Genomic DNA, 21,753 nt, shown 5'->3' with positions numbered 1-21,753 from the left:
TTCTATTATGCTCCTCTTGGCTGAGCTTGCCTAGATTCCTTATCGGTCAAGGCCCCTGGCAGCCAGGGCGTCGCCGGTTTCGTGGGCGTAGGCCACCGTGGCAATCACCAGGGGGATGAAAAGCCGGAACTGGGCGACCTTGATCCCGCGGGCGGCCACCGCCGCCTGAATCAGCTGCCAGCTTTCCATAATCACCGGAATGGAACGCACCATCAGGGCCAGAGCCAGCCCCACCCGCTCAGGGGAGCCACCCATCCACTTCAGGGGGGTACACAGCCAGATAAACCCGTCAATCAAGACCGGCAAGGGAGTTGACCATAGTAGCACCTTTGAAGCTGCAATCATGGTGAGCAGGGTCAGCAGGACGTCCGCCCCCGACTCTAGCTTGCTGCTTACCAGGTAGTAGACCAACAGAATTGCCAGCAGCCAGGAAAGGGAAGCCAGGGATTGTACCCAGGTGCGCCAGGGGACCTTGGCTAAGGCTCCGAGGGCAAGCACGAGGGTGAGGGCTGCCAGCCCAAAACCCCAGTGGGTTGTGGCAGCGAGGTAGAGGCCCAGTAGCAGTATGAAGCTGCCTTTAGCCCACAGAGGTGCCCGGTGCACCGGGGTGTTCAGGGGCTGGTAGGTGCCAAAGAGCTGGTTGGCTAGGTTCATGCCCTGCTCCCGTCAGGACGCTCGGGGTCAGCTGATTCGGGTATGGCGGGGAAATCTGTAGTGCACCAGCGCCGGTAATCTTTCAGAACCTCACAGGCCGGCCCGTGGGCTAGGAGATAGCCGCGGTGAATGATGATTGCTTCATCGCAGGTGGCGGCTAGGTCAAGGTCGTGGGTGGAGATGACCTGTTGCTGGGGAATGGAGTCAAGCAGGTCAAATAGCCTCAACCTATTCTTGAGGTCTAAAAGCGTTGTGGGTTCATCTAAAAGTAGAACCTTAGGGTCTACGGCGAGTACGGCAGCTAGGGCAGTTAGCTGTTTTTCACCCCCTGAGAGGTTATAAACAGAGTCAAAGGCCCGGTGCTCAACCCCGCGCTCCGCCAGGGCGGCCAAAGCTGCTGAACGGCGGGCGTCCTTACCCTTAATATGCTGCAGCGACAGCTCAACATCTTCAACCCCCGTAGGCATCACCAGCTGGGCGCCGGGGTCTGAAAAGAGCATGCCCACCCGCGAGCGCACCGCGGCCAGGTTCTCACTGACGCTCACCCCGTGAACGCTTACCTCGCCTGAGGTCAGGGGAGAGAGACCGTTGAAAAGCCGCAAGAAAGTAGATTTGCCCGACCCGTTGAGACCCAACACCGCGGTGCGCGGAGCAGAGAGCTCCACGGTGATGTCATGTAAAAGGGTGCGGTCACTGGTGCCGGTATCAACGGTTGCGGTGGCTGAGCGGGTGGCAAGCAGCCCGTCGTCCGAAAACCGAGCCGACGGGCTTGCAGCACTTGCGCGCGAAGAGCGAGAAAAAAACACAGGCTCTATCGTACCTAGCGGCGAGATAAGGCTGGGAAGGCCCGGTGGACGGCTAGGGCAACGAAGACTGCTACTAGGCACTTAATGAGGTCGCCAGGAACATAAATGAGGGCGGCAGCAACAGCGGCACCCAGTTCTAGGTGGGCGTTGGTCATCATGCCGGCAATACCGAAAATCTGAATGAGGGCAAAACCTGCCAGCACGGCTACGACAAAAGCGCCGAAGAGGCCGGCTCCACTTAGGCGGCGGCGCAGGGCAGCATAGGCAAGGCTGCCGGTGAGTAGGGCGCCGGGAATGAAGCCCAGCAGGTAGCCAAAGGAGGGGGAGGCAACGGTGCCGAAGCCACCGCGTCCGCCGGAGAAAACAGGCAGGCCAATCAGACCAGCAAGCACGTAGAGGGTAACAGCTAGGGTGGCGCGGGTACCGCCCAGGGTGAGAGCTGTAATATAAATCGCCAGGGTCTGGAGGGTAATCGGTACGGCTGCCGGGCCGACCGGGATGGCAGGAAGTAGGGCGCATACGGCAACGAAGGCTGCAAACACAGCGATGAGAGCCAGATCGCGGCCGGAGTTGGCTACGGCGCGCACTGGGCGGGGAGAAGTCTGTGAAGATGTCATGCCCATTACTATAAACAGGTTTTGAACACTGTTCAAAATATACTCTCCACACTACTCATTACTCCCGCTCTTTGCCCATGTGCCCTGCGCCTGCCTATAGCCTGCCAGAGCGGTCACATCGACCCCGCAAGCACCGGGCGGTAAGATAGAAAGCTGGCCACCCACCCCCTTACTTTAGGAGCAGTAGACCCGTGCTGTCAGTCAACAACCTAGAACTGCGAGCTGGCGCTCGCCTGCTCATGGAGGACGTCACCTTCCGCATCGATAAGGGCGATAAAGTCGGTCTCGTGGGCCGAAACGGCGCCGGTAAAACCACCATGACCAAGGTGCTGGCCGGGCTGACCTTGCCCGCTGACGGTACCGTCACCCGCGGCGGCACCATCGGGTATCTACCCCAGGACCCCAAGGTCGATGACATGACCCAGCTGGCCAAGGACCGGATCTTCTCGGCCCGCGGCCTGGACGGGGTGGCCCGCAAAATGCGTCAGGCCCAGGAGATGATGGCCAGCGAAGACCCCGCAGAGCACGCTAAGGGTATGCGCCGCTACGACCGGCTCGAAGCTGAGTTCATTGCCGGTGGCGGCTATGCGGCCGAGTCTGAGGCAGCTACCATCACCGCCAACCTCGACCTGCCCGAGCGCGTCCTCAACCAACCCCTCTCCACCCTCTCAGGTGGCCAGCGCCGCCGCGTTGAGCTGGCCCGCATTCTCTTTGCTAATGCTGACACCATGCTGCTCGATGAGCCCACCAACCACCTGGATGCCGACTCGGTGGTCTGGCTGCGCGAGTTTTTGAAGAACTACCAGGGCGGCATCCTGGTCATCTCCCACGACGTGGAACTCATGGAACTGGTGGTCAATAAGGTCTTCTACCTGGATGCCAACCGCTGCGTCATTGATATTTACAACATGGGCTGGAAGAACTACCTGCTGCAGCGCGAGCAGGACGAGGCCCGCCGCAAGCGCGAGCGCGCCAACGCCCAGAAAAAGGCCTCGGCCCTGATGGAGCAGGCCAATAAGATGCGGGCTAAGGCCACCAAGGCGGTTGCGGCCCAGCAGATGATTAAGCGAGCTGAAAAGCTCATGCGAGGTTTGGAAGAAGAGCGTCAGGTCGATAAGGTGGCCGCGATTCGCTTCCCCGACCCTGCCCCCTGCGGCAAGACGCCTCTGTCGGCGACGGGGCTGTCCAAGAGCTATGGCTCCCTCGAAATCTTCACCGACGTCGATTTGGCCATCGACCGTGGCTCCCGCGTGGTGGTGCTGGGCTTTAATGGCGCCGGTAAGACCACCCTGCTGCGTATGCTGGCGAAGAGCACCCAGCCCGATACCGGCGAGGTCATCTACGGTCACGGGGCCAAGGTGGGATATTTCGCCCAGGAACACGAGATTCTGGACCACGACCGCACCGTCTTTGAGAACATGAAGTCGGCGGCCCCTGACCTTGATGATACCCGCGTCCGCACCATCCTTGGCTCCTTCCTCTTCTCGGGGGACGACGTTGATAAGCCTGCCGGCGTGCTCTCCGGCGGCGAGAAGACCCGCCTGTCGCTGGCAACCTTGGTGGCCTCGTCCGCCAATGTTCTGCTGCTTGATGAGCCCACCAACAACCTCGACCCGGCCTCGCGCGAAGAGATCTTGAACGCCCTGAAGAACTATCAGGGGGCTATTGTGATGGTCTCCCACGATGAGGGGGCAGTTGAGGCCCTTGACCCCGAGCGCGTGCTACTGCTGCCCGATGCGGTGGAAGACCTGTGGAGCAAGGAATACCAGGATCTCATCTCCCTGGCTTAGGCAGGAATGGGTGGACGCCCGCCCCGCCCGGTAGCTGACCGGGCGGGGCGGTCTCGTATCGACACCCCTTCTTTGGTCCGTACAAATAGGCTTGTGTGTCTGTTTCTTACACAAGCCCACTGTTGGGGCCACCACACTCTACGAAAAAGACCTGTGTGTTTCGTGGGTTTTTCTTTCCCAAACAAAGGTCACGAAATGATAACGGTCCTATTTGCCTGGTGCAGGGTGGACTAGTCGGCGTAGAGTAAATACCAGCTTCGGAAGTCAATCTTCCCCAGCTGCACCTCAAGAATACCGCCTCACCGATGAGGCGGCACACAAATCCAACACCGACGTTGGGCCGAACCTTGAAAGGATGATTCAATGCTGGAATCACACGACGTACGTTACCCCGAAATCGCTGAAGAGGGCGTAGAGGTCGACGTTTTCTGGACCGAAGACTAAACATCGTTCGCCCAAGCGGCACAGATATATTTTTTGTTTTCCTTCCCACCCCACCTCAATGAGTGACTACATAGAAGTGATACACGGGTGAAAGACAGGGGGCCGGCACCACGCGGTGTCGGGCCCCTGTCTTTGTCTGAAGTCTTAGGCTCCTGTGAAGAAGTCGCTAATCAGCTGGGCTGGAAAGCTGGTGGGAAAACCGAAAAAGGCCAGGATGTAGGCCCCGATATAGACGGTCAGGGCGGTGGTGAGGAAGTTCTCGCGGGCTGAGCCAGCATCGCCCAGGATAGGTAAGGCCATGTAGCCGCTCTTACGCCAGAGCTTGCTGGCTACCACTGGCTTTAGGGTAGCAGGCCAGAAGGGGTTAACGCCACGGGTGGTCAGCGCATCTCCCACGATATGGGCGGCCGCCCCGGTAAGAACAGCCCAGGGCATCAGTGTCAGCGAATCGGTGTAGATGGTTCCGGCAATGACCGCGAGCGCCCCCAGCCAGCCTCCTGGTGCCTTGAAGGTGCGCAGGGCCAGGCCGCCAGCAAAACCGGCCAGGGCCAGGGCAACCACCGGAATACCAGCGTAGGTAAGCCGGTCAGCAAAATAAGCCAGGGTCCAGAAAACTGCCAGTCCCACCAGAGAGTGGGTGCCCTTACGGTGCCCACCTGATAGTCGCCCGACGATCAGTGCAACCCACTTGCTCACCGGTGGAATCGAGTGGGCGATGGTGCCGTTGTGGTGGTCGATGTCGGGCAGCATACCGGCGCCGGCTGCCGCCAGGGTTGTGACGGCCAGTGTGGTTGGATCCTCAATGCCTAAGACTCCAGCTTCATTGAGGGCGAGCCAGGCTGCCGCTGCGCTAATGGAGTGGGAGTAGCCCATCATGGTGGTGTAATCCTTACGAGTAATCCTCCGGATGTGAAAGCACCACTTTAACACATCTTCGAATATTTGTTCTAAAAGATGATTGGGACAGTTCCACAAGCCTACCCCGGCAGCTGTATTATCGATGACTTCCTCGCCAACGGCCAGGCCCTGCACGGTCTAACCCACCTCTGCGAACAGGGCGGGGCCGAGGTAGCCGGGATCGGTATCGCCATCGAAAAGGTCTTCCAAGGCGGCGGCAAAGAATTCCGTGACCGTGGCTACGACGTCTACTCCCTGGCTATGATTGACCATTTCACCGACGACGGGGTGGTCTTTACCCACGAGGTAGACCAAGCCCAATAGGACCGTCGCCGGGGTAAGAAATGCTCCCCTCCACCTGAAGCGGTGGAGGGGAGCATCTTCTATCTCAATCACCCACAAAGCCTAGCGGTAGAGCTGCTCATCGAGCAGGGCGTCCTCCACCTCTTCATCGGTAATCTTCCTACCGCGCTTAGGAGCTTTGGGGCGCACAATGGACTTCATATGCGCGGGCATATCATCCACAAACTCCATGCGGCGGCGCACCACCTCTTCGTCCTCATCGCCGATATAGGTGCCATCAGCATCGAAGAACTGACCAAAATAGGCCTCAAGCTCAGCGGCAACCTGCGCATCGAGCTCATCGTTGCGCACCTTCTGGCGGGCAGACCAGAAATAGGCAATATAGAACATGGCCGCAAAACAGTACCACTGCACCGAATACGACAGGTTCGGCCCGTAATCCTCCTCCGGCTTATCCTTAGCGACCGGGGCGCTCGCCGGGGCCGGGCTCTCAGAAGCCATCACACCATAGTTGACCGTATCAACATCAAGACCGGTCACCTCAGCAACCTCGGGAAGGTCAATACTGCTAATCTGCCCATCCACCGATGAAGCACCCGTATCGATCTCACCCTCCACCAGGCGAACTGTAATGGTCACCTGCCCAGCCGGGGGAGCAGGCACCGGGGTAGCCGTCGAACCGGCATCCCCAAACGCAGCTTCCATCCAGCCGCGGTTGACCACCACAGTATGGCCCTGGTCGGTCTGGAAAGGCACCAGCACCTCATACCCGTTCAATCCGTTATAGGGCCGGTTACGCACCAGAAGCTGATGCTCACTCAGGTACCGGCCGGTCATGGTCACCGGCTGCCAGCGCAGCTCAGAATTGGCGGATGCAAACAGGGTCAGGTCATCTGCAAAAGCCAGGGGAGTGGCATCATAGTTCTGCGAAATACGCTCATTCGAAAAATCAAGCGCCTCCTTGCGGCTCATCTGCCAGCTCGCCAAATACAGGCACACCAGCGAGGCGACCACCGTCAGTACAAACAGGCCAACCCACTTACCAGAGAGCAAAAAACCGTATTTCTTCACAACCAATCACCCTATCCCAGAGGGACAGTCTGCTTCCAAAAACTACGCGCCACCAAAAAATCCTGCAAATACTGCACGTGCTCCTCACAGGCCGCCCAGCTCTTGAGCCGATCCGGGGTATGCACCTTCGGGTTGTTCCACAGCACCTCAAAACGAGCCTGCCCCTGGCAGCCCTTACGGCTACACTTCACAAACTCAGGCCCCTGGTCCCTGCCAACGGCCTGACCTTGATTCAAAGAACCTAAAATATCCACCCGCTACTCCTTACCGTCCTCATCAAAAACCACTTCACCATCAATAATCACCGGCTCACTAGAACCCTCAGCCGCAGAATCTGCCGAGTGAGCGCTCGCCTGGGTATGGCTACCCACTGGCCCACCGGCGTCCACCCCCTCAGCTGCAGCGGCACGAGCCGCCCGATCAGCCTGCGCCGCCTCAATGGCAGCCTGTTGTTCTGGCGGCAACATGGCAGAAAAACCGCCACCACCCTGCTTAGCCTCACCGTTAGCCACCACCACTGCCGTCCAGGGAATAATCGCCGCAGCCGCCAGGCACACCCACTGCCACACACCGTCCACCATCACCGCAGCAATAATAAAAACAATGCGCAAAAACATCTTGAAGGCATACACCTTAGCCCGCGAACTAACCCCCACCGACTGCCGCTCAGCGGCGTCCGTAATCTCAAAAACCTCAGAAACGCCCGAAGAGTAACCGGCACCCTTCAAATCCTCAGCAGTCCAATACTTCTGCGCCACCGGCACCCTCCTCACACAGGCTCAAACTCACCCCACCAGTCTACCCCTCGCACGCACACCCCGCCCGACCCCCTAACCAAACCTGCCAGGCCAAATAACACGCGCCTACTTGAACAAACCACCACTTTTTTCTCAAGAGCGTAAGATAGGGGCAGAAACAAAACTCCACAACAAGGTGAAACAATGACCAACCCCACCGTACTCATCACCGGCGGCAACCGCGGCATCGGCCACGCCATCGCCACCGAATTCAAAAAAGCCGGCTACAACGTCGCCATCACCTACCGCAGCGGCGAACCCCCCGCCGACTTCTTCGCCGTCAAAGCAGACGTCACCGACTCAGCCTCCATCGACGCAGCCTTCACCGCCGTCGAAGCAGAATTCGGCCCCGTCGGCGTCGTCATCGCCAACGCAGGCATCACCAAAGACACCCTGCTCATGCGCATGAAAGAAGACGACTTCACCTCCGTCATCGACACCAACCTCACCGGCGCCTTCCGCGTCGCCCAGCGCGCCACCAAAGGCCTGCTCAAAAACAAGGGCGGCCGCATCATCTTCATCTCCTCCGTCGTCGCCCTCTACGGCAACCCCGGCCAGGTCAACTACTCCGCCTCCAAAGCAGGCCTCATCGGCATGGCCCGCTCCATCACCCGCGAACTAGGCGCCCGCAACATCACCGCCAACGTCATCGCCCCCGGCTTCATCAAAACCGACATGACCGAGGAACTCTCCGACGACCTCAAAAAGCAGTACACCGAATCCATCCCCGCCCGCCGCTTTGCCGAACCCAAAGAAATCGCCGACGTAGCCCTCTTCCTCGCCTCCGACGCCGCAGGGTACATCTCAGGTGCCGTGATCCCTGTTGATGGCGGTTTGGGTATGGGGCACTAATACAGCCTGGCCGGTGTGTGCCAGTGAAGGGCGGCAGCTCCCCTCTGCCGACTAACCTTCTCGTCGGTTCGCTAACTGGCTCGCATGCTCGCCAGATTCGCGCCGAGATTATTTTCCTCGCTTGCTCGGAATCTCGGCACTCATCACGGCGATTCATGCCAGCCCCAGCCAGTCGGCTGCCGGGGAGCTGCCGCCCTTTACTTCTCACAGTAATCATTTGTACAACGCTTATAAGGACTAAGAATGTCACTTCAGAACAAGACCATTATCATTACCGGTTCCTCCCGCGGCGTGGGCGCAGATACCGCCCAGATTCTTGCCGCCCAGGGAGCCAATATCATTGTCAACTACCGCTCCAAGGCACCCCGTGCCACCAAGGTTGTTGCCGCCATTGAAGAAGCCGGCGGCAAGGCCGTTGCCGTACAGGGCGATGTGACCAAGGCTGAGGACGCCGCCGCCCTGGTAGAGGCTGCCATCGAAAACTTCGGCTCCCTGGACTACCTCATTCTCAACGCCTCTGGCGGCATGGAGGCCGGCATGCCCGACGACTACGCCATGGTGCTCAACCGCGACTCCCAGCTGCGCCTGGCCCGCCTGGCAGCTGAAAAGATGCCTGAGGGTGGCCGCATCGTCTTTGTGACCAGCCACCAGGCCCACTTCATCCGCGAAGTAGAGACCATGCCCGAGTACAAGCCGGTTGCTGAGTCCAAGCGCGCCGGCGAGGACGCCCTGTTAGCAGAGATTCCTGCCCTGACTGAGAAGGGCATCTCCCTGGTAGTTGTTTCTGCTGACATGATTGAGGGTACCGTCACCGCGGCCCTACTCAACCGCCTGCACCCCGGCGCCATTGAGGCCCGCCGCGAAGAAGCCGGCAAGCTCTACACCGTCAACGAGTTCGCACAGGAAGTTGCCAAGATGGTAACTGCCGACGTTGAAACCGGCCACATCGAGCTGGTCGGCGGCGCAGGCGGCTTCATCAAGTAGTCTCCTGTCGAACTTTGTACCGCGCTCTGCCCGTTTTTAAGGTCAAAAGTGGGCAGGGCATGGTACAAACCCGATGATTTAGTTTAGAGCCCAGCGAAGTGGCGCACCGCGTCCAGGCGCAGGGTATTAATCTGGGCGTCGGCGACCTCAAGCAGGGCAGTCTTGGCATTGAAAGCAACACCCAGCTCCGCCTCAAGAATCATCAGCACATCGTTGGCACCATCGCCCACAGCAATGGTCTGGGAGGACTTAATATCGAACTCCTTAGCCCACTCCTTCAGCGACTCCTTCTTGACCTCACCGGTAATGACCTCACCACTTACCTTGCCGGTCAGCTTACCCTCGATGATGTCAAGGACGTTGGCGCGCGCCTTGGAAAGGTTCAGGTAGCCCGCCAGCGGGGAGAGAACCTGCACAAACCCGCCCGAGACCACACAGACCTCGTGGCCAGCAGCTAGGAAAACCTCAACCAGCTTGGTAGCACCGGGGGAGTACAGCACCTTGGAAGCCACCTCATCAATCACCGACTCATCGAGACCAGCAAGGGTAGCTACCCGCTCACGCAAGGACGCCTCAAAATCGAGCTCCCCGCGCATCGCCCGCTCGGTCACCTCAGCAACCTCAGCGCCGCGTCCTGCCGCAGCTGCCAGCTCGTCAATGACCTCCTGGCGGATCAGAGTAGAGTCAACATCCATGACGAGCAGCTTCTTCTCATCGTTGGCCAGCTCAGCAGGCACCACATTCAGGTCAAAGCCCAGCGAGCGCGCCCCATCCAGAAGCCCCAAGGCACCGCGGGCATCCTCTACTCCGCCACGCTCCCACTGCGCAGAAGCCAGATAAACCGAATAGGCTGGCCCCTCAACTTCCCGCTCTACGCGAGAGGCAGGAACCTCCATCAAAAGACCCGACTCAAGCTCCAGACCCTCAACCGCCTGCAGCGCAGCAACCAGCTGCTCCTCGGTAGCAAGTAGGGGGGCATCCGCACGAGAAATAGCAACAATATTCACAGAAGTACTCATAGGCACCATTATCTACTAAAGTTGTGAACCATGGCATCAGTTCTTGAACTTAATAAGGTTACTGTCTCACGAAGCGGTAAGAACCTCATCCACAACATCACCTGGTCTGTCGAAGAAGGCGAACGCTGGGTCGTCCTTGGCCCCAACGGCGCGGGCAAAACCACCCTGCTCTCCATCGCAGCAGCCCGCCTGCACCCCACCCGCGGAGAAGTCGACATCCTCGACGAAATCCTCGGCGCCGTCGACGTTTTTGAACTACGCCCCCGCATCGGCCTCTCATCAGCCCCCATGGCCACCCAAATCCCCGGCAACGAAACCGTGCTCGATGTCGTCATCACCGCAGCCTACGGCGTAGCAGGCCGCTGGAACGAAGAATACGACTCCTTCGACGACAACCAGGGCAAGGCCCTGCTCGACGACTGGGGGGTAGCCCACCTAGCTGACCGCCCCTTCGGTACCCTCTCGGAAGGCGAAAAAAAGCGCGTACTCATTGCCCGGGCCCTGATGACCGACCCCGAAATGCTGATTCTCGATGAACCCGGCGCCGGCATGGACATCGCAGGCCGCGAAGACCTGGTCAAGCGCCTCACCCACCTGGCCCTCGACCCCTACGCCCCCGCCACCATCCTGGTCACCCACCATCTGGAAGAGATTCCCGCAGGGTTCACCCACGCCCTGCTCCTACGCGAAGGCGAAATCGTAGCAGCAGGCCCCATCGAAGAAACCCTCACCCAGGCCAACGTCTCAGCCACCTACGGCCTCGACCTCCACCTGACCATTCACGAGTCCGGCCGCTACTCAGCCTTCGCCCGCTAGCTCCCAAGCATGAAACCCAAACAACTCACCCCCGAGCAGCTAGCAGAACGCTCAGCCCGCGTCACCGCCCTGCCCAACACACGCGCTCTCAGCACAGCCCCGAGCGAGGCCACCCGCTTCTACACCCACCTCACCGACGTCAAACTGCGCTCCATCAAAGAACCCGAATGGGGAATCTACATTGCAGAATCCTCCAAGGTAATCCGCCGGGCGCTCGCCGCCGGGCACCGGCCTCTCTCCTTTCTCATGAGCGAAAAATGGGCCGACGACCTCATTGACGTACTACAGGAGCACCCCGAGGTGCCCGCATTTGTGGGCAGTGAGGACGAGCTGGAGCAGGTCACCGGCTTCGCCCTGCACCGCGGGGCCCTAGCCACCATGGCCAGGCCCGAACCCGCCCCCTTAGAGACCCTGCTTGAGGGGGTGCGGCGCATCGCAATTCTGGAAGATATCGTGGACCACACCAACGTGGGTGCCATCTTCCGCTCGGCAGCCGCCCTCGACGTCGACCTAGTGCTGGTCACCCCGCGCTGCGCCGACCCACTCTACCGGCGCTCAATCCGCGTCTCCATGGGAACCGTCTTCCAAGTACCCTGGGCCAGGCTGGACTCCTGGCCCGGCGCCCTCGACACCCTGCACACAGCGGGCTTCACCACCGCCGCGCTCGCCCTGGAAGAAGATTCTTTGAGCCTGACCGAACTGGCAGACCGCAAAGACGAGAAGTTGGCGTTGATTTTGGGTACCGAGGGGCACGGGTTAGCCACATCCACCCTGGCTGCCACCCAGCACACCGTCATGATTCCCATGAGCCACGGGGTCGACTCCTTGAATGTAGCGGCCGCCTCAGCCGTTGCCTTCTGGGAAACCCGCCCAAAGATGGTAGAGTAGTTCCTCGGTTGTAAACCGCAACCACCGGTAGGCACCCGCCCCGGTAGCAACAAGATATGCACTGGCAAAATCCAGGGCACGAAGAAGGTAAATATCATGCAGGCTGGCATCCACCCTGAATACAACTACGTTCTCTTCCGTGACCTCGCATCAGGCGAGACCTTCCTGACCAAGTCAACCATGACTTCTCAGAAGACCGAAAAGTGGGAAGACGGCAACGAGTACCCCCTCGTAGAAGTTGAAATCTCATCAGCTTCACACCCCTTCTACACCGGCAAGCAGCGCATCATGGACGCCGCTGGTCGTGTTGAGCGCTTCAACGCTCGCTTCGCAAACTTCGGCAAGAAGGCCTAAGTTTACAGCCAGCCTATTCAGGCTTAATATCACACCCCGTGACCGTGATTTATCACGCGTTACGGGGTGTTTTTGTAGGTTCACTGCGTAGAATTGGGTTCGATTCACTCCGCGCACTGCGCCCTTTTGCCGGGTGGGTGCGCCCCTTTTGAGATTAGTTAGGGAGGTACCGTGTCCGTTGCGGCTCACGAAGAACCTAAAAAGAAGAAAAGCAAGAAAGCCCTCTGGATTACCCTGCTCATTCTGCTGCTGATTCCGGTTATCGCTGTGGGTGGCTACCTGTTCATGATTAATAAGGCCTGGAATAAGTCCGAGACCTTTGATAACGCCACGCCCAATGAGGACGGCACCGTCACCACCCCCCATAATGACGAGCTGCAGGCCCTGGTTGATCAGGCAGCTGAGGCAACTATTACTAATGAGTCGGGCGCTACCTTAGAAAGCAACGTCTCTGAAGGCGATACTAACGGCGACGGCATTTTGGATGCTGTAGCCGGTGGCGCTGTCACCGACCGTCCGGCCAACACCGCCTCCACTGATATTCTGCTGCTGGGCTCTGACCAGCGCTCCGGTGCCGAAGCCCAGTATGTGACCGGTGCCCGCGCTGATACCATCATGGTGCTCCACATCCCTGAGGACGGCTCAGCCGCCTACCTGATTTCAATTATGCGTGATACCTGGGTCAACATCCCTGGTTACGGTTCCCACAAAGTGAACGCTGGCCTGAACTACGGTGGTGTTGACCTGCAGGTTGCTACCATCGAGCAGCTCCTCGGTATTCAGATGGATCACGTTGCTGAAATCGACTTCCAGGGCTTTAAGGCTCTGGTTGATACTCTGGGCGGGGTAACTGTCGATGTTCCTCTGTCCTTCACCGCTTCTGTGCCCGGCTACTCCTTTACTGCTGGCCCCCAAACTATGACCGGTGGCGAGGCACTGGTCTTTGTACGTGAACGGTACAAGTTCTCAGACGGTGACTACCAGCGCGTCCGTAACCAGCGTGCCTTCCTGCGTGGCGTCTACAACGAGCTGAAGGCTGACGGAGCCCTGTCGTCAGCAAGCAAACTGCTCCAGATGATTGAATCGGTTTCACCCTATATGAGCGTAGACCAGGGGCTATCACCCTCAGCTATCGTTGGTATCGCCCAGCCGGTGCTTTCCAACGGTAATACCCAGCTGGTCTCCATGACCCTGCCGAATGCCGGTACCGGCTGGTCCTGGGACGGGCAGTCCATCGTGGTGCTCGACGCTGCTGCAACTAGCGCCCTATCCTATGCTCTGCAGACCGATACCATGCCGAACTACATTGCCACCTACGGATCAGACTAACCAAAGCTAGCCCCTCCTGAGTAGAGGGCACAATATAAGGGGAGCTCCACCGCTCGGTGGGGCTCCCCTCTTAGTAGTATGCAGTATCAAGAACAGGTAAGGTTCGTCTCCATGCGGGGCACCTAGTGTTCAAGTGGATCTGCTGAGACTTCTTCTTCGGTATAGCTGTTATCACGGCCCACGAAGAGGGCAAGGAAGGCAAGAGAGCCCCCCAAGACAATGCCGAGCACACCCAGCAGAGGCTTGAAGAAGACCAAAACTAGGCTAGCAACAAGGACAAGACCACCTACTAAGCCTAGCAGCACAGAGATACGTTGCAGGCCCAGCGAAGAAGAGGCAACTGGGTTCGGTACAGCTTCAGAACCATGTGCTTCAGTGGTCGCGCCCTCACCTGCAGCCGGACGGCTGGGCATCAGGGAGCGCTTTTTCTTAGGCGCGCTGCTGCGGGTAGCCTCACCCTCTGTCGCCACGTAAGCAGGCGGTACTTCATACGCTGGAGCCGAAGGCAAGAGCTCAGGGAGATAGTTGGGCAGCTCCTGGAACCACTGTGCAGGAATCTCAGAGGGGCGGACGGCCTGCACCGTCAGGGACAGCTCAAAGGAGTTGCCGCGGATGGTGCCCCAGGCACTGGTGAGCTTATCGTGCTCGTAGGCGTAGCGGATGACGGGGGCTAATTGCTCGGAGATTTGGGTGGAGAGGCGGCCGACTACCTTTCGGTCGTGCAAAACATCAACTGAATCAACCACACGACCATCTGCTAGCTTCATCTGGTTATTCTCCAGGGAGAGAATCACTCGCCCCTCACCCGAAGGGGGCAAGATAGAGTGCAGATACTCGGAGTGGTCTTTCTCATCGAGCACCTTCATTGAAGGCCCCTGGGGGAGCAAGGTCGCCTGAGTGGGAGCATTATTGAGCGGGAAGAGAGAGCCTGGAGCGCTAAGAGAGAGCTGGCCGCTACTTTCAATATGAGTCTCACCGGTTACTCCGCGCAGAACAGCAGAAAGCTGCATACGGGTCACAGCGTCATAGCCTGATGCAACAACACGGGTAATCGGCCCCCAATAAGCCGCTGAATCCTCAGCAGACAGACGACCCAACTTGAGCTCTTCAGCATACACAGCAATAGCCTGAGGCTGATAAGGGTTATCGGGCTCAGGCACAAGCCGCACCTCACCGTTCCAAACCCGTTCACGGTCAATCAAGAGTTCTTCAAAAATCTGAAGAATTTCTGCATCGTAATAGTCATCGGTAATGACCTGCACGGTGCCGCGATCGCCCAGTACGTAATCGGTCACAGTAGGCTCCTTATCCCAGAAAGTTACTCCCTATAGCTTCTCACGAAAAAGCCGGTTTTGGTTCGCAATGCTGCTTCCCAAAACCGGCTTTCTGCGTAGATTCCCAGGTAAAGACCTAGTTGCCCGCCGCCTTATCAGCAACGACTGTGTTGAACTCCTGGGCCCTCAGTATACGGGTAGCATCATCGAACAGCTCCCGCACCAAACGAACCAGGGCGGTGGGCGCATCCGCATGCTCCGCCAACCAACGCTCAGTGGCCTGGACGACCGGATGCGTCGCCGCGTCGCCCTCAGTAATCTCTACCGCCGGGTAAAGACCACGAATCACACGAGTCGCCATACCACCGGTGCGTGCAGCCCAGGTGGGGGCAAGAAGCTCAAAGAAAGCATCCCGATAACCAACACGCAGTTCCTCCGGCCCGTGCTGGAAACCAGCAGCGGTCGCCGACAGCAACTCATTAGAAAGGCCCATATCTTCAGTCACCAGCTTCCAAGCGGCCTGCTTCGCAGCCGCCACCGGCAGAGCAGCGGTCGCAAAAGCATAGCCACGCTCAGCCGTGGCAGAAGGACGGAAAGACCGCGCCTCATCCAGCACCTGCTGGGTCACCGCGTCCTGAACCGCAAGCGCCCCCAGAGCCTTCCACCCCAGCGTTTGGTTATAGCTCATACCAGGCGCATCAGAAATAAAGCCCTCAACCTGCCCGCGCGCACCCTGAGCCACATCCTGAGCGAACTCAAGACCCAACTGCGAATGCGCCGACACAGACAGTAGCGCCCGCACCAGAATTAGCTGCTCATCGCTACCCTCCTTCGCGCTAGCAAGAGCCTCAGACAGTGCAGCATACAGGGCATCCCACAGCTCACCACGAGCACCCGCCGGGGTATACAAAGAAATCGCAGCCTGCGCCTGATCCACAATATTCGACAGCAGGGTAGCGGACGGCTCAGCCGCCGCAGCCTGCCCCACAGCCAACACAAACCGGCGGCTAGCAAGCTTCCCATCACGCACCATATTCCACAAGCTACCCCACAGCAACCCGCGCGACAGGGCATCGTCCACCGTCGAAACCTGACCCAAGGCCAACTCAAGACCATCAGCCTCAGCCAGGGCAACCTTCGCATAGGTCAAATCCTCAGCATTGAGCAAAACCACATCAGCAGCAGCCACAAGAGCCTGCTCCTGCTCAGTCAACACAACCAACACCTCATTCTGACCCACAGGAATATCAACTGACACCACACCCGTAGGCACCAGACGCCCGCCCTCAGACGCGAACAGGGCAATCTTCAACAGATGCGGACGCCCCAACTCAGCCGGAACACCCACAGGCAACTTCTGACGCACCACCAACTGCACCGAATCATCAGCACCGGTTACACGCTCACACGACAGCTCAGACAAACCACTGGTCTGCAACCACGCCTCAGCCCAGGTGCGCACATCACGATCAGAAACCTCATCAAGCACACCCAAGAAATCATCAAGAGTCGTATTGCCCCACTCAAACCGCTTAAAGTAAACCCGCGCAGCCTCAATAAACTGATCAAAACCAACATAAGCAACCAGCTGCTTCAGGGCGCTTGCACCCTTGGCGTAGGTAATACCGTCAAAGTTCTGACGGGCAGCTTCAAGGTGGGGGATATCCGCAACAATCGGGTGAGTTGTCGGTAGCTGATCCTGACGGTAAGCCCAAGCCTTACGGGAATTCGCGAAGGTGACCCAGGCGTCCTTATACCCATTGGCCTCAGCAGCGCCCAGGTGCCCCATGAAGTCTGCAAAAGACTCCTTGAGCCACAGGTCATTCCACCACTTCATCGTGACCAGGTCACCAAACCACATGTGGCTCATCTCGTGGCAAATCACATTAGCCCGGCCCTCAAGCTGGGACTCATCAGCACCGGAGACAAAAATGTACCCCTCGGTGAAGGTCACCAGACCGGGGTTCTCCATTGCCCCCAGGTTGTACTCGGGAACAAAAGCCTGCTCGTACTTGGGGTAGGGGTAGGCATAGTCAAAGAGGTCCTGGAAGAAGTCAAGGCCCTGCTTGGTCACGGCAAAAATGTTCTGGTAGTCAAAATGCTCTTTGAGCGACTGACGGCAGTAGGCAACCAGGGGGATAGGCCCAGAATTAACAGCGGACGCCGGGGTATAGGTATCGAAAGCTGTAAAGTACTCGCCCGCCACAATAGCGGTGATATAGGTAGAAATACGGGCAGTCGGCTTGAAAACACGCTTAGAAATCGATGAGTCTGACGGGTCGTCAATTTCGCGGTCCAGCTCAGCATTCGAGCTCACCACCCAGCTCTTGGGAGCCGTAATACGGAAGTTGAACACCGCCTTCAAATCAGGCTGCTCAAAATTCGGGAAAACCCGGCGGCAGTCGGCAGGTTCGTACTGGGTGTAGAGGTAAATCTTGCCGTCGGCAGGGTCAATGTAGCGGTGCAGGCCCTCACCCGAGCGGCTAAAGTACGACCGCCCCTTGATAGTGAGAGTATTCTCCGCCTGCAAGCCCGGCAGCGCAATACGAGAGCCCTCAACCACCTCATCAACAGGCAGCGACACCCCATTCAGCTTCACCGACTCCACCGACTGATGAATGTAGTCAATAAAAGTACTAGCACCTTCCGTCGCCGTAAACCGAACAGTCGTAGCAACCGGGTAAGTTTCAAAATCAGAGCTGGCATGGGTGAGATCAACATGCACATCGTAGGTATCAACGCTGATAGTACGGGCGCGCAGAGCGGCCTCTTCTTGAGTCAAATTTTCGTTATTCACATCACTATAGTAAGCCCCTGTATGTACAAGGTCGAGCTGGGAGGCGCTAGCGGGGTGGTGGTACCAAGCGGTTTGCGCACGCGCTAAACCTTGTGTATAGTAATAACTCGTTGCCAGTACGGCTTCAGTTGAAGAAGTGCAAAACGCCTTGCGCGGGTGGCGGAATAGGCAGACGCGCTAGCTTGAGGTGCTAGTCCTCGTATTAGAGGGTGGGGGTTCAAGTCCCCCCTCGCGCACAATAAAACCCCATGTGGGACATAGAAAAAACCGGCTCCTGTTGACAGGAGCCGGTTTTTTGTTGACTTAGGTTCTTTTACTGAGCTCATCAGGTTGGGACGCTTGGCTGCTGGTTAGCAGGGGAGTGGTTGACTACTGTTTAGTTTGAGTTCGCTATGTGATGGAGCTTATGCTCACTTGGGGCCTTTCTGGTTTGCTTGCACCAGAAGCTGCCGGTATAGTTATTACTCGTTGCCAGCACGGCTTCGAAAGAAGCTTGCAAGACACCTTGCGCGGGTGGCGGAATAGGCAGACGCGCTAGCTTGAGGTGCTAGTCCTCGTATTAGAGGGTGGGGGTTCAAGTCCCCCCTCGCGCACAATAAAACCCCATGTGGGACATAGAAAAAACCGGCTCCTGTTGACAGGAGCCGGTTTTTTGTTGATTTAAGCCCTGCTGTCGCGAATTGGCTCCTGGCAGGATTTTGTACCTTGATAGATTATCAACTTTACTCATCAGTTAAACTGATTATTTTCGGCTGGCGCCCTTAAAAAATTTTGGAACCGGTGGCAGCTCCCTGCCTCAAAGTCGGTCTCTCTAGCCTTCGACCGGGCGATAAACTAGCCCTATGCAGCCTACTGAACCCCGTGCGTCCGCCCCGCTCCTTGACCATACCTACAGCGAGGCCTTTCCTGGCCTCACCCGCCATGCCCAGCCGGACATTCCGCAGGGTACCCGCCTGGCCTGGCTCAACGAGAATCTTGCCCGCGACCTGGGGCTGGACCCGACCTGGTTGCGCACTGACGCCGGTCTAGCCTGGATGACGGGCAGGGGAGAGGCCCCCACGTTCGCCCTGGCTTATTCGGGGTATCAGTTCGGGCAGCTCTCGCCGGTGTTGGGCGACGGTCGGGCCCACCTCATCGGTGAACTGGCTGTACCCGCGCGCGAAGTGCGTAGTTGCGCTACCCGTGTTGAGCTGCACCTGAAAGGCAGTGGCCGGACGCCCTTCTCGCGCCCCGGCTCGGACGGTAAGGCGCCGCTGTCGGCGGCCTGGCGCGAGGCTGTCATTGGGGAGTCCCTGCATGCACTCGGCCTGCCGACCACCAGGGCCCTGGGTGTGTTTGAGACCGGCGAGAAGGTGCAGCGCCGCGCACCTGAACCGGAGCCAGCGGGCCTGGTTCTGCGTGTTGCCGCGAGCCACCTGCGGGTAGGTACCTTCCAGTTTGCCCAGTACCACTGTGACCCTGAGGTGCGGGGGCAGCTGGTCGATTATGCTCTGGCCCATCATTACCCCGACCTCACCCTGGGAGAAACCCGCAGTGAGCGGGCCCTTGCCCTGCTTCGGGCTGTGGCGAAGCGGCAAGCTCACCTGGTAGCTAGCTGGCAGGCCCTGGGTTTTGTGCATGGGGTTCTCAATACCGATAATGTGGCTATTTCCGGTGAAGCTATTGACTTTGGCCCCTGCGCTTTCATTGATACTTTTGAGCGGGATAAGGTCTTCAGCTCCATCGACCGCCAGGGACGCTACGCCTATAACCACCAGCCCGGTATTACCGCATGGAACCTTTCCCGCTTTGCCGAAACCCTGCTCGATATCATCGACCCTGAAGAGCCGAACCGAGCAGTCCACCTAGCCACCGAGGTGATATCGGAGTTCGAAGATGAAGTGGTCGAGCAGCAAATAGTTGCCTTTGCTGCCAAGCTGGGGCTTGACCTGGATGGGGTTGGTGAGGACGCCCGCGCCCAGGTCGGTAGGTTTGGGCAGGCTACCCTGGGGCTGCTGGAGCGGCACGCGCTGGACTTTACGGGTTTCTTTAGGTCGCTGGCTGAAGGGTCTTGCCTGTTGCCGGAAGGGGAGCGGCAGACTTGGCTGGCTCAATGGGAAGAGCTGAAGAGCGCTACAGGTACTACCCCTGAACGGGTCACGGAACTCATGCTGGCACATAACCCGGTCTATATCCCCAGAAATTTGGCCCTCGATGCTGCCCTGCGGCAGGTGGAGCGTGGAAACCAGCAGCCGCTTGAGGAGCTGTTGGAAGCCGTCAGCAACTCCTTTGAGCGCCGTGCCGGCCTGGACTACCTGGAAGGCGCTCCTGCTGAGTCCCGCTTCTTCACGAGCTTTTGCGGAACGTAGCTTTAGTTCTTGGGGCGAACTGTGAGTGCTACATCATCAGCAGTCATGATTGACGGGAATATAAGATGCCTTGTCTGTGTGAAGTAGAAATGTTATGTGGTGATGTGACCTTTCACAAAAGGTCACTCTGCACATATTTGGGTTTGTGGGGTTTTATGAGTAAAGGTCGGTAAAACCCCAAATGAAAAGCAGATAAACCCACATAAAAGCGCATTTTTTCTGGCATACTTGAGATGTAACGAACACAAACAACCCCACAGCATCTGCTGAAAGGAACCTCCCATGGCTCTCGAAAAGAAGAACACCAAGCTCGGCGTTATCGGCGCAGGTGGTGTTGGTTCAGCAACCGCCTACGCAGCAACCCTGCGCGGGGCAGCTGATGAAATCGTTATCTACGACATCGCCGGTGAACGAGCAGAGGCAGAAGGCCTCGACATCGCCCACGGCACCATGTTCGCCCACGAAGCTGAAGTTTCAGGCAGCGGCGACGTAGAAATCCTGCGCGACTCAGACCTGATTATCGTGACCGCAGGTGCCCGCCAGAAGCCCGGCCAGCCCCGCCTGGAACTGGCAGAAGCAAACGTCAACATCTTCAAGTCCATGCTTCCCAAGGTCATGGAGGTAGCCCCCAACGCTATCCTCATGATTGTCACCAACCCCTGCGACGTCCTCGCCGTTGTAGCCCAGAAGATTACCGGTCTACCCACCGAGCGCTGCTTCGCATCCGGCACCGTGCTCGACTCATCCCGCCTGCGCTGGCTGATCGCTGAAAAGGCCGGTGTCTCCATCAAGTCAGTTCACGCCAACATCGTTGGTGAGCACGGCGACTCAGAATTCCCCGTCTGGTCAGCAGCCAACATCGGTATGGTTCCCCTTAACGAGTGGACCAACGAAAATGGTGAAAAGGTCTTCACCGAAGAGGTCAAGGCAGAACTGGCAGAAGAAGCCATGCGTGCAGCCTACAAGGTCATCGAAGGTAAGGGTTCCACCAACTACGCCATCGGTATCTCAGCTACCCGCATCGCCGAAGCTATCCTGAATGGCCAGGACGCCGTACTTAACGTCGCAACCCAGGTACGCGGCCGCTACGGCATCGAGGGCGAAGCCGCTCTCTCACTGCCCTCAGTTGTCTCCCGCGACGGTGTCAAGCGCGTCCTCGACGTCCCCATGACCGACGAGGAAATCGAGCGTCTGCGCGCCTCGGCCAACGCCATCAACTCCTCACTGGCAACCCTGGGCTTCTAAAACCGGATAAGCTACTAGCGCATCTGAAGCCTAGCCTTATAGGCAGTGCTGCCCCGCTCTCACCCGAGCGGGGCGGCATTCTTATGTGTGATTCACCAAATTTTCATCGCCCGGTATTTCCCACCCACTGAGAAAGGGAGTAACGTCTACTGTATGAGTAATAATCCTCGTGCCGAACTGGCTCACCTGATCGCCGCCCTCGAAGAGCACCTCAACGCTATTATCAATAGCCGCGGTGAACACGACGCCGCCGTCGACAACACCTATGTAGCCATCGCAAACGCCTTTGAACGCTACGAAGAAGCCCTGTTCGACGCCTACGAAGAGGTCACCCCGCTCGAAGTTTTCATCGAAGATGAAGATGACGACGATGACTTTGACTACGACTTCGATGAAGAAGACGACGAAGACGATGACGAGGTGGAGTACTACCTCGATGAAGAGAAGAAGTAGACCGGTTACCTAGGT

21 protein-coding genes and 2 tRNA genes are annotated in these 21,753 nt (G+C 58.2%); 13 read left to right on the top strand and 10 right to left on the bottom strand.

Going from position 1 to position 21,753, the window contains the following annotated elements:
• Window positions 1–39: 39 nt before the first annotated feature.
• The 3 genes from QM007_RS06260 to QM007_RS06250 are packed head-to-tail and all read right to left on the bottom strand — an operon-like array spanning window position 40 to window position 2,077.
• On the bottom strand, window positions 40–654 hold the full coding sequence (locus QM007_RS06260; protein WP_283489176.1) for an energy-coupling factor transporter transmembrane component T family protein: 615 nt from the start codon (window positions 652–654) through the stop codon (window positions 40–42).
• Window positions 651–1,460 carry an energy-coupling factor ABC transporter ATP-binding protein gene (locus QM007_RS06255; RefSeq protein ID WP_283489175.1) on the bottom strand — a complete coding sequence of 270 codons (810 nt, stop codon included), beginning with the start codon at window positions 1,458–1,460 and terminating at the stop codon, window positions 651–653. The genes QM007_RS06260 and QM007_RS06255 overlap by 4 nt, the downstream gene beginning before the upstream one ends.
• Window positions 1,461–1,474: 14 nt before the next feature.
• On the bottom strand, window positions 1,475–2,077 hold the full coding sequence (locus QM007_RS06250) for a biotin transporter BioY (RefSeq protein WP_283489174.1): 603 nt from the start codon (window positions 2,075–2,077) through the stop codon (window positions 1,475–1,477).
• Between the two features lie 191 nt (window positions 2,078–2,268).
• Here QM007_RS06250 and abc-f point away from each other — a divergent pair, with 191 nt between their 5' ends.
• Window positions 2,269–3,867, top strand: a complete 1,599-nt coding sequence (abc-f, locus tag QM007_RS06245; protein ID WP_237204915.1) for a ribosomal protection-like ABC-F family protein — start codon at window positions 2,269–2,271, stop codon at window positions 3,865–3,867.
• Window positions 3,868–4,455: 588 nt separating this feature from the next.
• On the opposite strand, the gene QM007_RS06240 is transcribed toward abc-f, so the two are convergent.
• Entirely contained in the window at window positions 4,456–5,187 is a 732-nt protein-coding gene (locus QM007_RS06240) for a metal-dependent hydrolase (RefSeq protein WP_283489173.1), read from the bottom strand.
• Window positions 5,188–5,265: 78 nt separating this feature from the next.
• On the opposite strand from QM007_RS06240, the gene QM007_RS06235 reads away from it, so the two are divergent.
• Window positions 5,266–5,532: a type I phosphoribosyltransferase gene (locus QM007_RS06235; protein ID WP_283489172.1), complete on the top strand. Its 267-nt coding sequence runs from the start codon at window positions 5,266–5,268 to the stop codon at window positions 5,530–5,532.
• Between the two features lie 81 nt (window positions 5,533–5,613).
• On the opposite strand, the gene QM007_RS06230 is transcribed toward QM007_RS06235, so the two are convergent.
• Genes QM007_RS06230 through QM007_RS06220 form a run of 3 tightly spaced genes read right to left on the bottom strand, consistent with a single transcriptional unit; the run spans window position 5,614 to window position 7,340 of the window.
• The gene (locus QM007_RS06230) at window positions 5,614–6,582 is read right to left on the bottom strand and encodes an SURF1 family cytochrome oxidase biogenesis protein (protein WP_283489171.1); all 969 of its coding nucleotides are present in this window, start codon (window positions 6,580–6,582) and stop codon (window positions 5,614–5,616) included.
• A gap of 11 nt (window positions 6,583–6,593) precedes the next feature.
• A complete protein-coding gene (locus QM007_RS06225; protein WP_283489170.1) occupies window positions 6,594–6,836 on the bottom strand; it encodes an acetone carboxylase in 243 nt (80 codons plus the stop codon).
• Window positions 6,837–6,839: 3 nt separating this feature from the next.
• Window positions 6,840–7,340, bottom strand: coding sequence for a DUF3099 domain-containing protein (locus tag QM007_RS06220; RefSeq protein ID WP_283489169.1), 501 nt, complete (start codon window positions 7,338–7,340; stop codon window positions 6,840–6,842).
• Between the two features lie 183 nt (window positions 7,341–7,523).
• Between QM007_RS06220 and QM007_RS06215 the strand changes: the two genes are divergently transcribed.
• Complete coding sequence (locus tag QM007_RS06215; protein WP_283489168.1) at window positions 7,524–8,231, top strand: beta-ketoacyl-ACP reductase; 708 nt, start codon at window positions 7,524–7,526, stop codon at window positions 8,229–8,231.
• Window positions 8,232–8,474: 243 nt separating this feature from the next.
• Window positions 8,475–9,215: an SDR family oxidoreductase gene (locus QM007_RS06210; RefSeq protein ID WP_185172947.1), complete on the top strand. Its 741-nt coding sequence runs from the start codon at window positions 8,475–8,477 to the stop codon at window positions 9,213–9,215.
• 83 nt (window positions 9,216–9,298) lie between these two features.
• Here the strand turns inward: QM007_RS06210 and serB are convergent, their stop codons facing one another.
• Window positions 9,299–10,234, bottom strand: coding sequence for a phosphoserine phosphatase SerB (gene serB / locus QM007_RS06205; protein WP_283489167.1), 936 nt, complete (start codon window positions 10,232–10,234; stop codon window positions 9,299–9,301).
• A 30-nt stretch (window positions 10,235–10,264) separates the two neighbouring features.
• Between serB and QM007_RS06200 the strand changes: the two genes are divergently transcribed.
• The 4 genes from QM007_RS06200 to QM007_RS06185 all read left to right on the top strand — a co-directional run bounded on the left by QM007_RS06200 (window position 10,265) and on the right by QM007_RS06185 (window position 13,621).
• Entirely contained in the window at window positions 10,265–11,050 is a 786-nt protein-coding gene (locus QM007_RS06200) for an ABC transporter ATP-binding protein (RefSeq protein ID WP_283489166.1), read from the top strand.
• A gap of 9 nt (window positions 11,051–11,059) precedes the next feature.
• On the top strand, window positions 11,060–11,938 hold the full coding sequence (locus QM007_RS06195; protein ID WP_283489165.1) for a TrmH family RNA methyltransferase: 879 nt from the start codon (window positions 11,060–11,062) through the stop codon (window positions 11,936–11,938).
• A gap of 96 nt (window positions 11,939–12,034) precedes the next feature.
• On the top strand, window positions 12,035–12,292 hold the full coding sequence (locus tag QM007_RS06190; protein ID WP_083091002.1) for a type B 50S ribosomal protein L31: 258 nt from the start codon (window positions 12,035–12,037) through the stop codon (window positions 12,290–12,292).
• A 171-nt stretch (window positions 12,293–12,463) separates the two neighbouring features.
• Window positions 12,464–13,621, top strand: coding sequence for an LCP family protein (locus QM007_RS06185; protein WP_283489164.1), 1,158 nt, complete (start codon window positions 12,464–12,466; stop codon window positions 13,619–13,621).
• A gap of 122 nt (window positions 13,622–13,743) precedes the next feature.
• On the opposite strand, the gene QM007_RS06180 is transcribed toward QM007_RS06185, so the two are convergent.
• Together QM007_RS06180 and pepN are read right to left on the bottom strand one after the other, a co-directional pair.
• The gene (locus tag QM007_RS06180; protein WP_283489163.1) at window positions 13,744–14,916 is read right to left on the bottom strand and encodes an HIRAN domain-containing protein; all 1,173 of its coding nucleotides are present in this window, start codon (window positions 14,914–14,916) and stop codon (window positions 13,744–13,746) included.
• Window positions 14,917–15,031: 115 nt separating this feature from the next.
• Window positions 15,032–17,692, bottom strand: coding sequence for an aminopeptidase N (gene pepN, locus QM007_RS06175; protein WP_283489162.1), 2,661 nt, complete (start codon window positions 17,690–17,692; stop codon window positions 15,032–15,034).
• Window positions 17,693–17,842: 150 nt separating this feature from the next.
• Here pepN and QM007_RS06170 point away from each other — a divergent pair.
• From QM007_RS06170 to QM007_RS06150, 5 genes are all read left to right on the top strand, one after another.
• Window positions 17,843–17,928 (top strand) — tRNA-Leu (locus QM007_RS06170).
• 271 nt (window positions 17,929–18,199) lie between these two features.
• Window positions 18,200–18,285: transfer RNA gene (locus QM007_RS06165), tRNA-Leu, on the top strand.
• A gap of 249 nt (window positions 18,286–18,534) precedes the next feature.
• On the top strand, window positions 18,535–20,040 hold the full coding sequence (locus QM007_RS06160) for a protein adenylyltransferase SelO family protein (RefSeq protein ID WP_283489161.1): 1,506 nt from the start codon (window positions 18,535–18,537) through the stop codon (window positions 20,038–20,040).
• Window positions 20,041–20,322: 282 nt separating this feature from the next.
• The gene (locus QM007_RS06155; protein ID WP_283489160.1) at window positions 20,323–21,285 is read left to right on the top strand and encodes an L-lactate dehydrogenase; all 963 of its coding nucleotides are present in this window, start codon (window positions 20,323–20,325) and stop codon (window positions 21,283–21,285) included.
• 153 nt (window positions 21,286–21,438) lie between these two features.
• Entirely contained in the window at window positions 21,439–21,738 is a 300-nt protein-coding gene (locus QM007_RS06150) for a hypothetical protein (protein ID WP_283489159.1), read from the top strand.
• The last annotated feature ends 15 nt before the right edge of the window (window positions 21,739–21,753 follow it).

Origin of the sequence: Rothia sp. SD9660Na, assembly GCF_030064065.1 — a bacterium.
Lineage (GTDB): Bacteria > Actinomycetota > Actinomycetes > Actinomycetales > Micrococcaceae > Rothia.
Note: the sequence above shows the minus strand (reverse complement) of the source record. Positions and strands in the feature narration are given on the sequence as shown.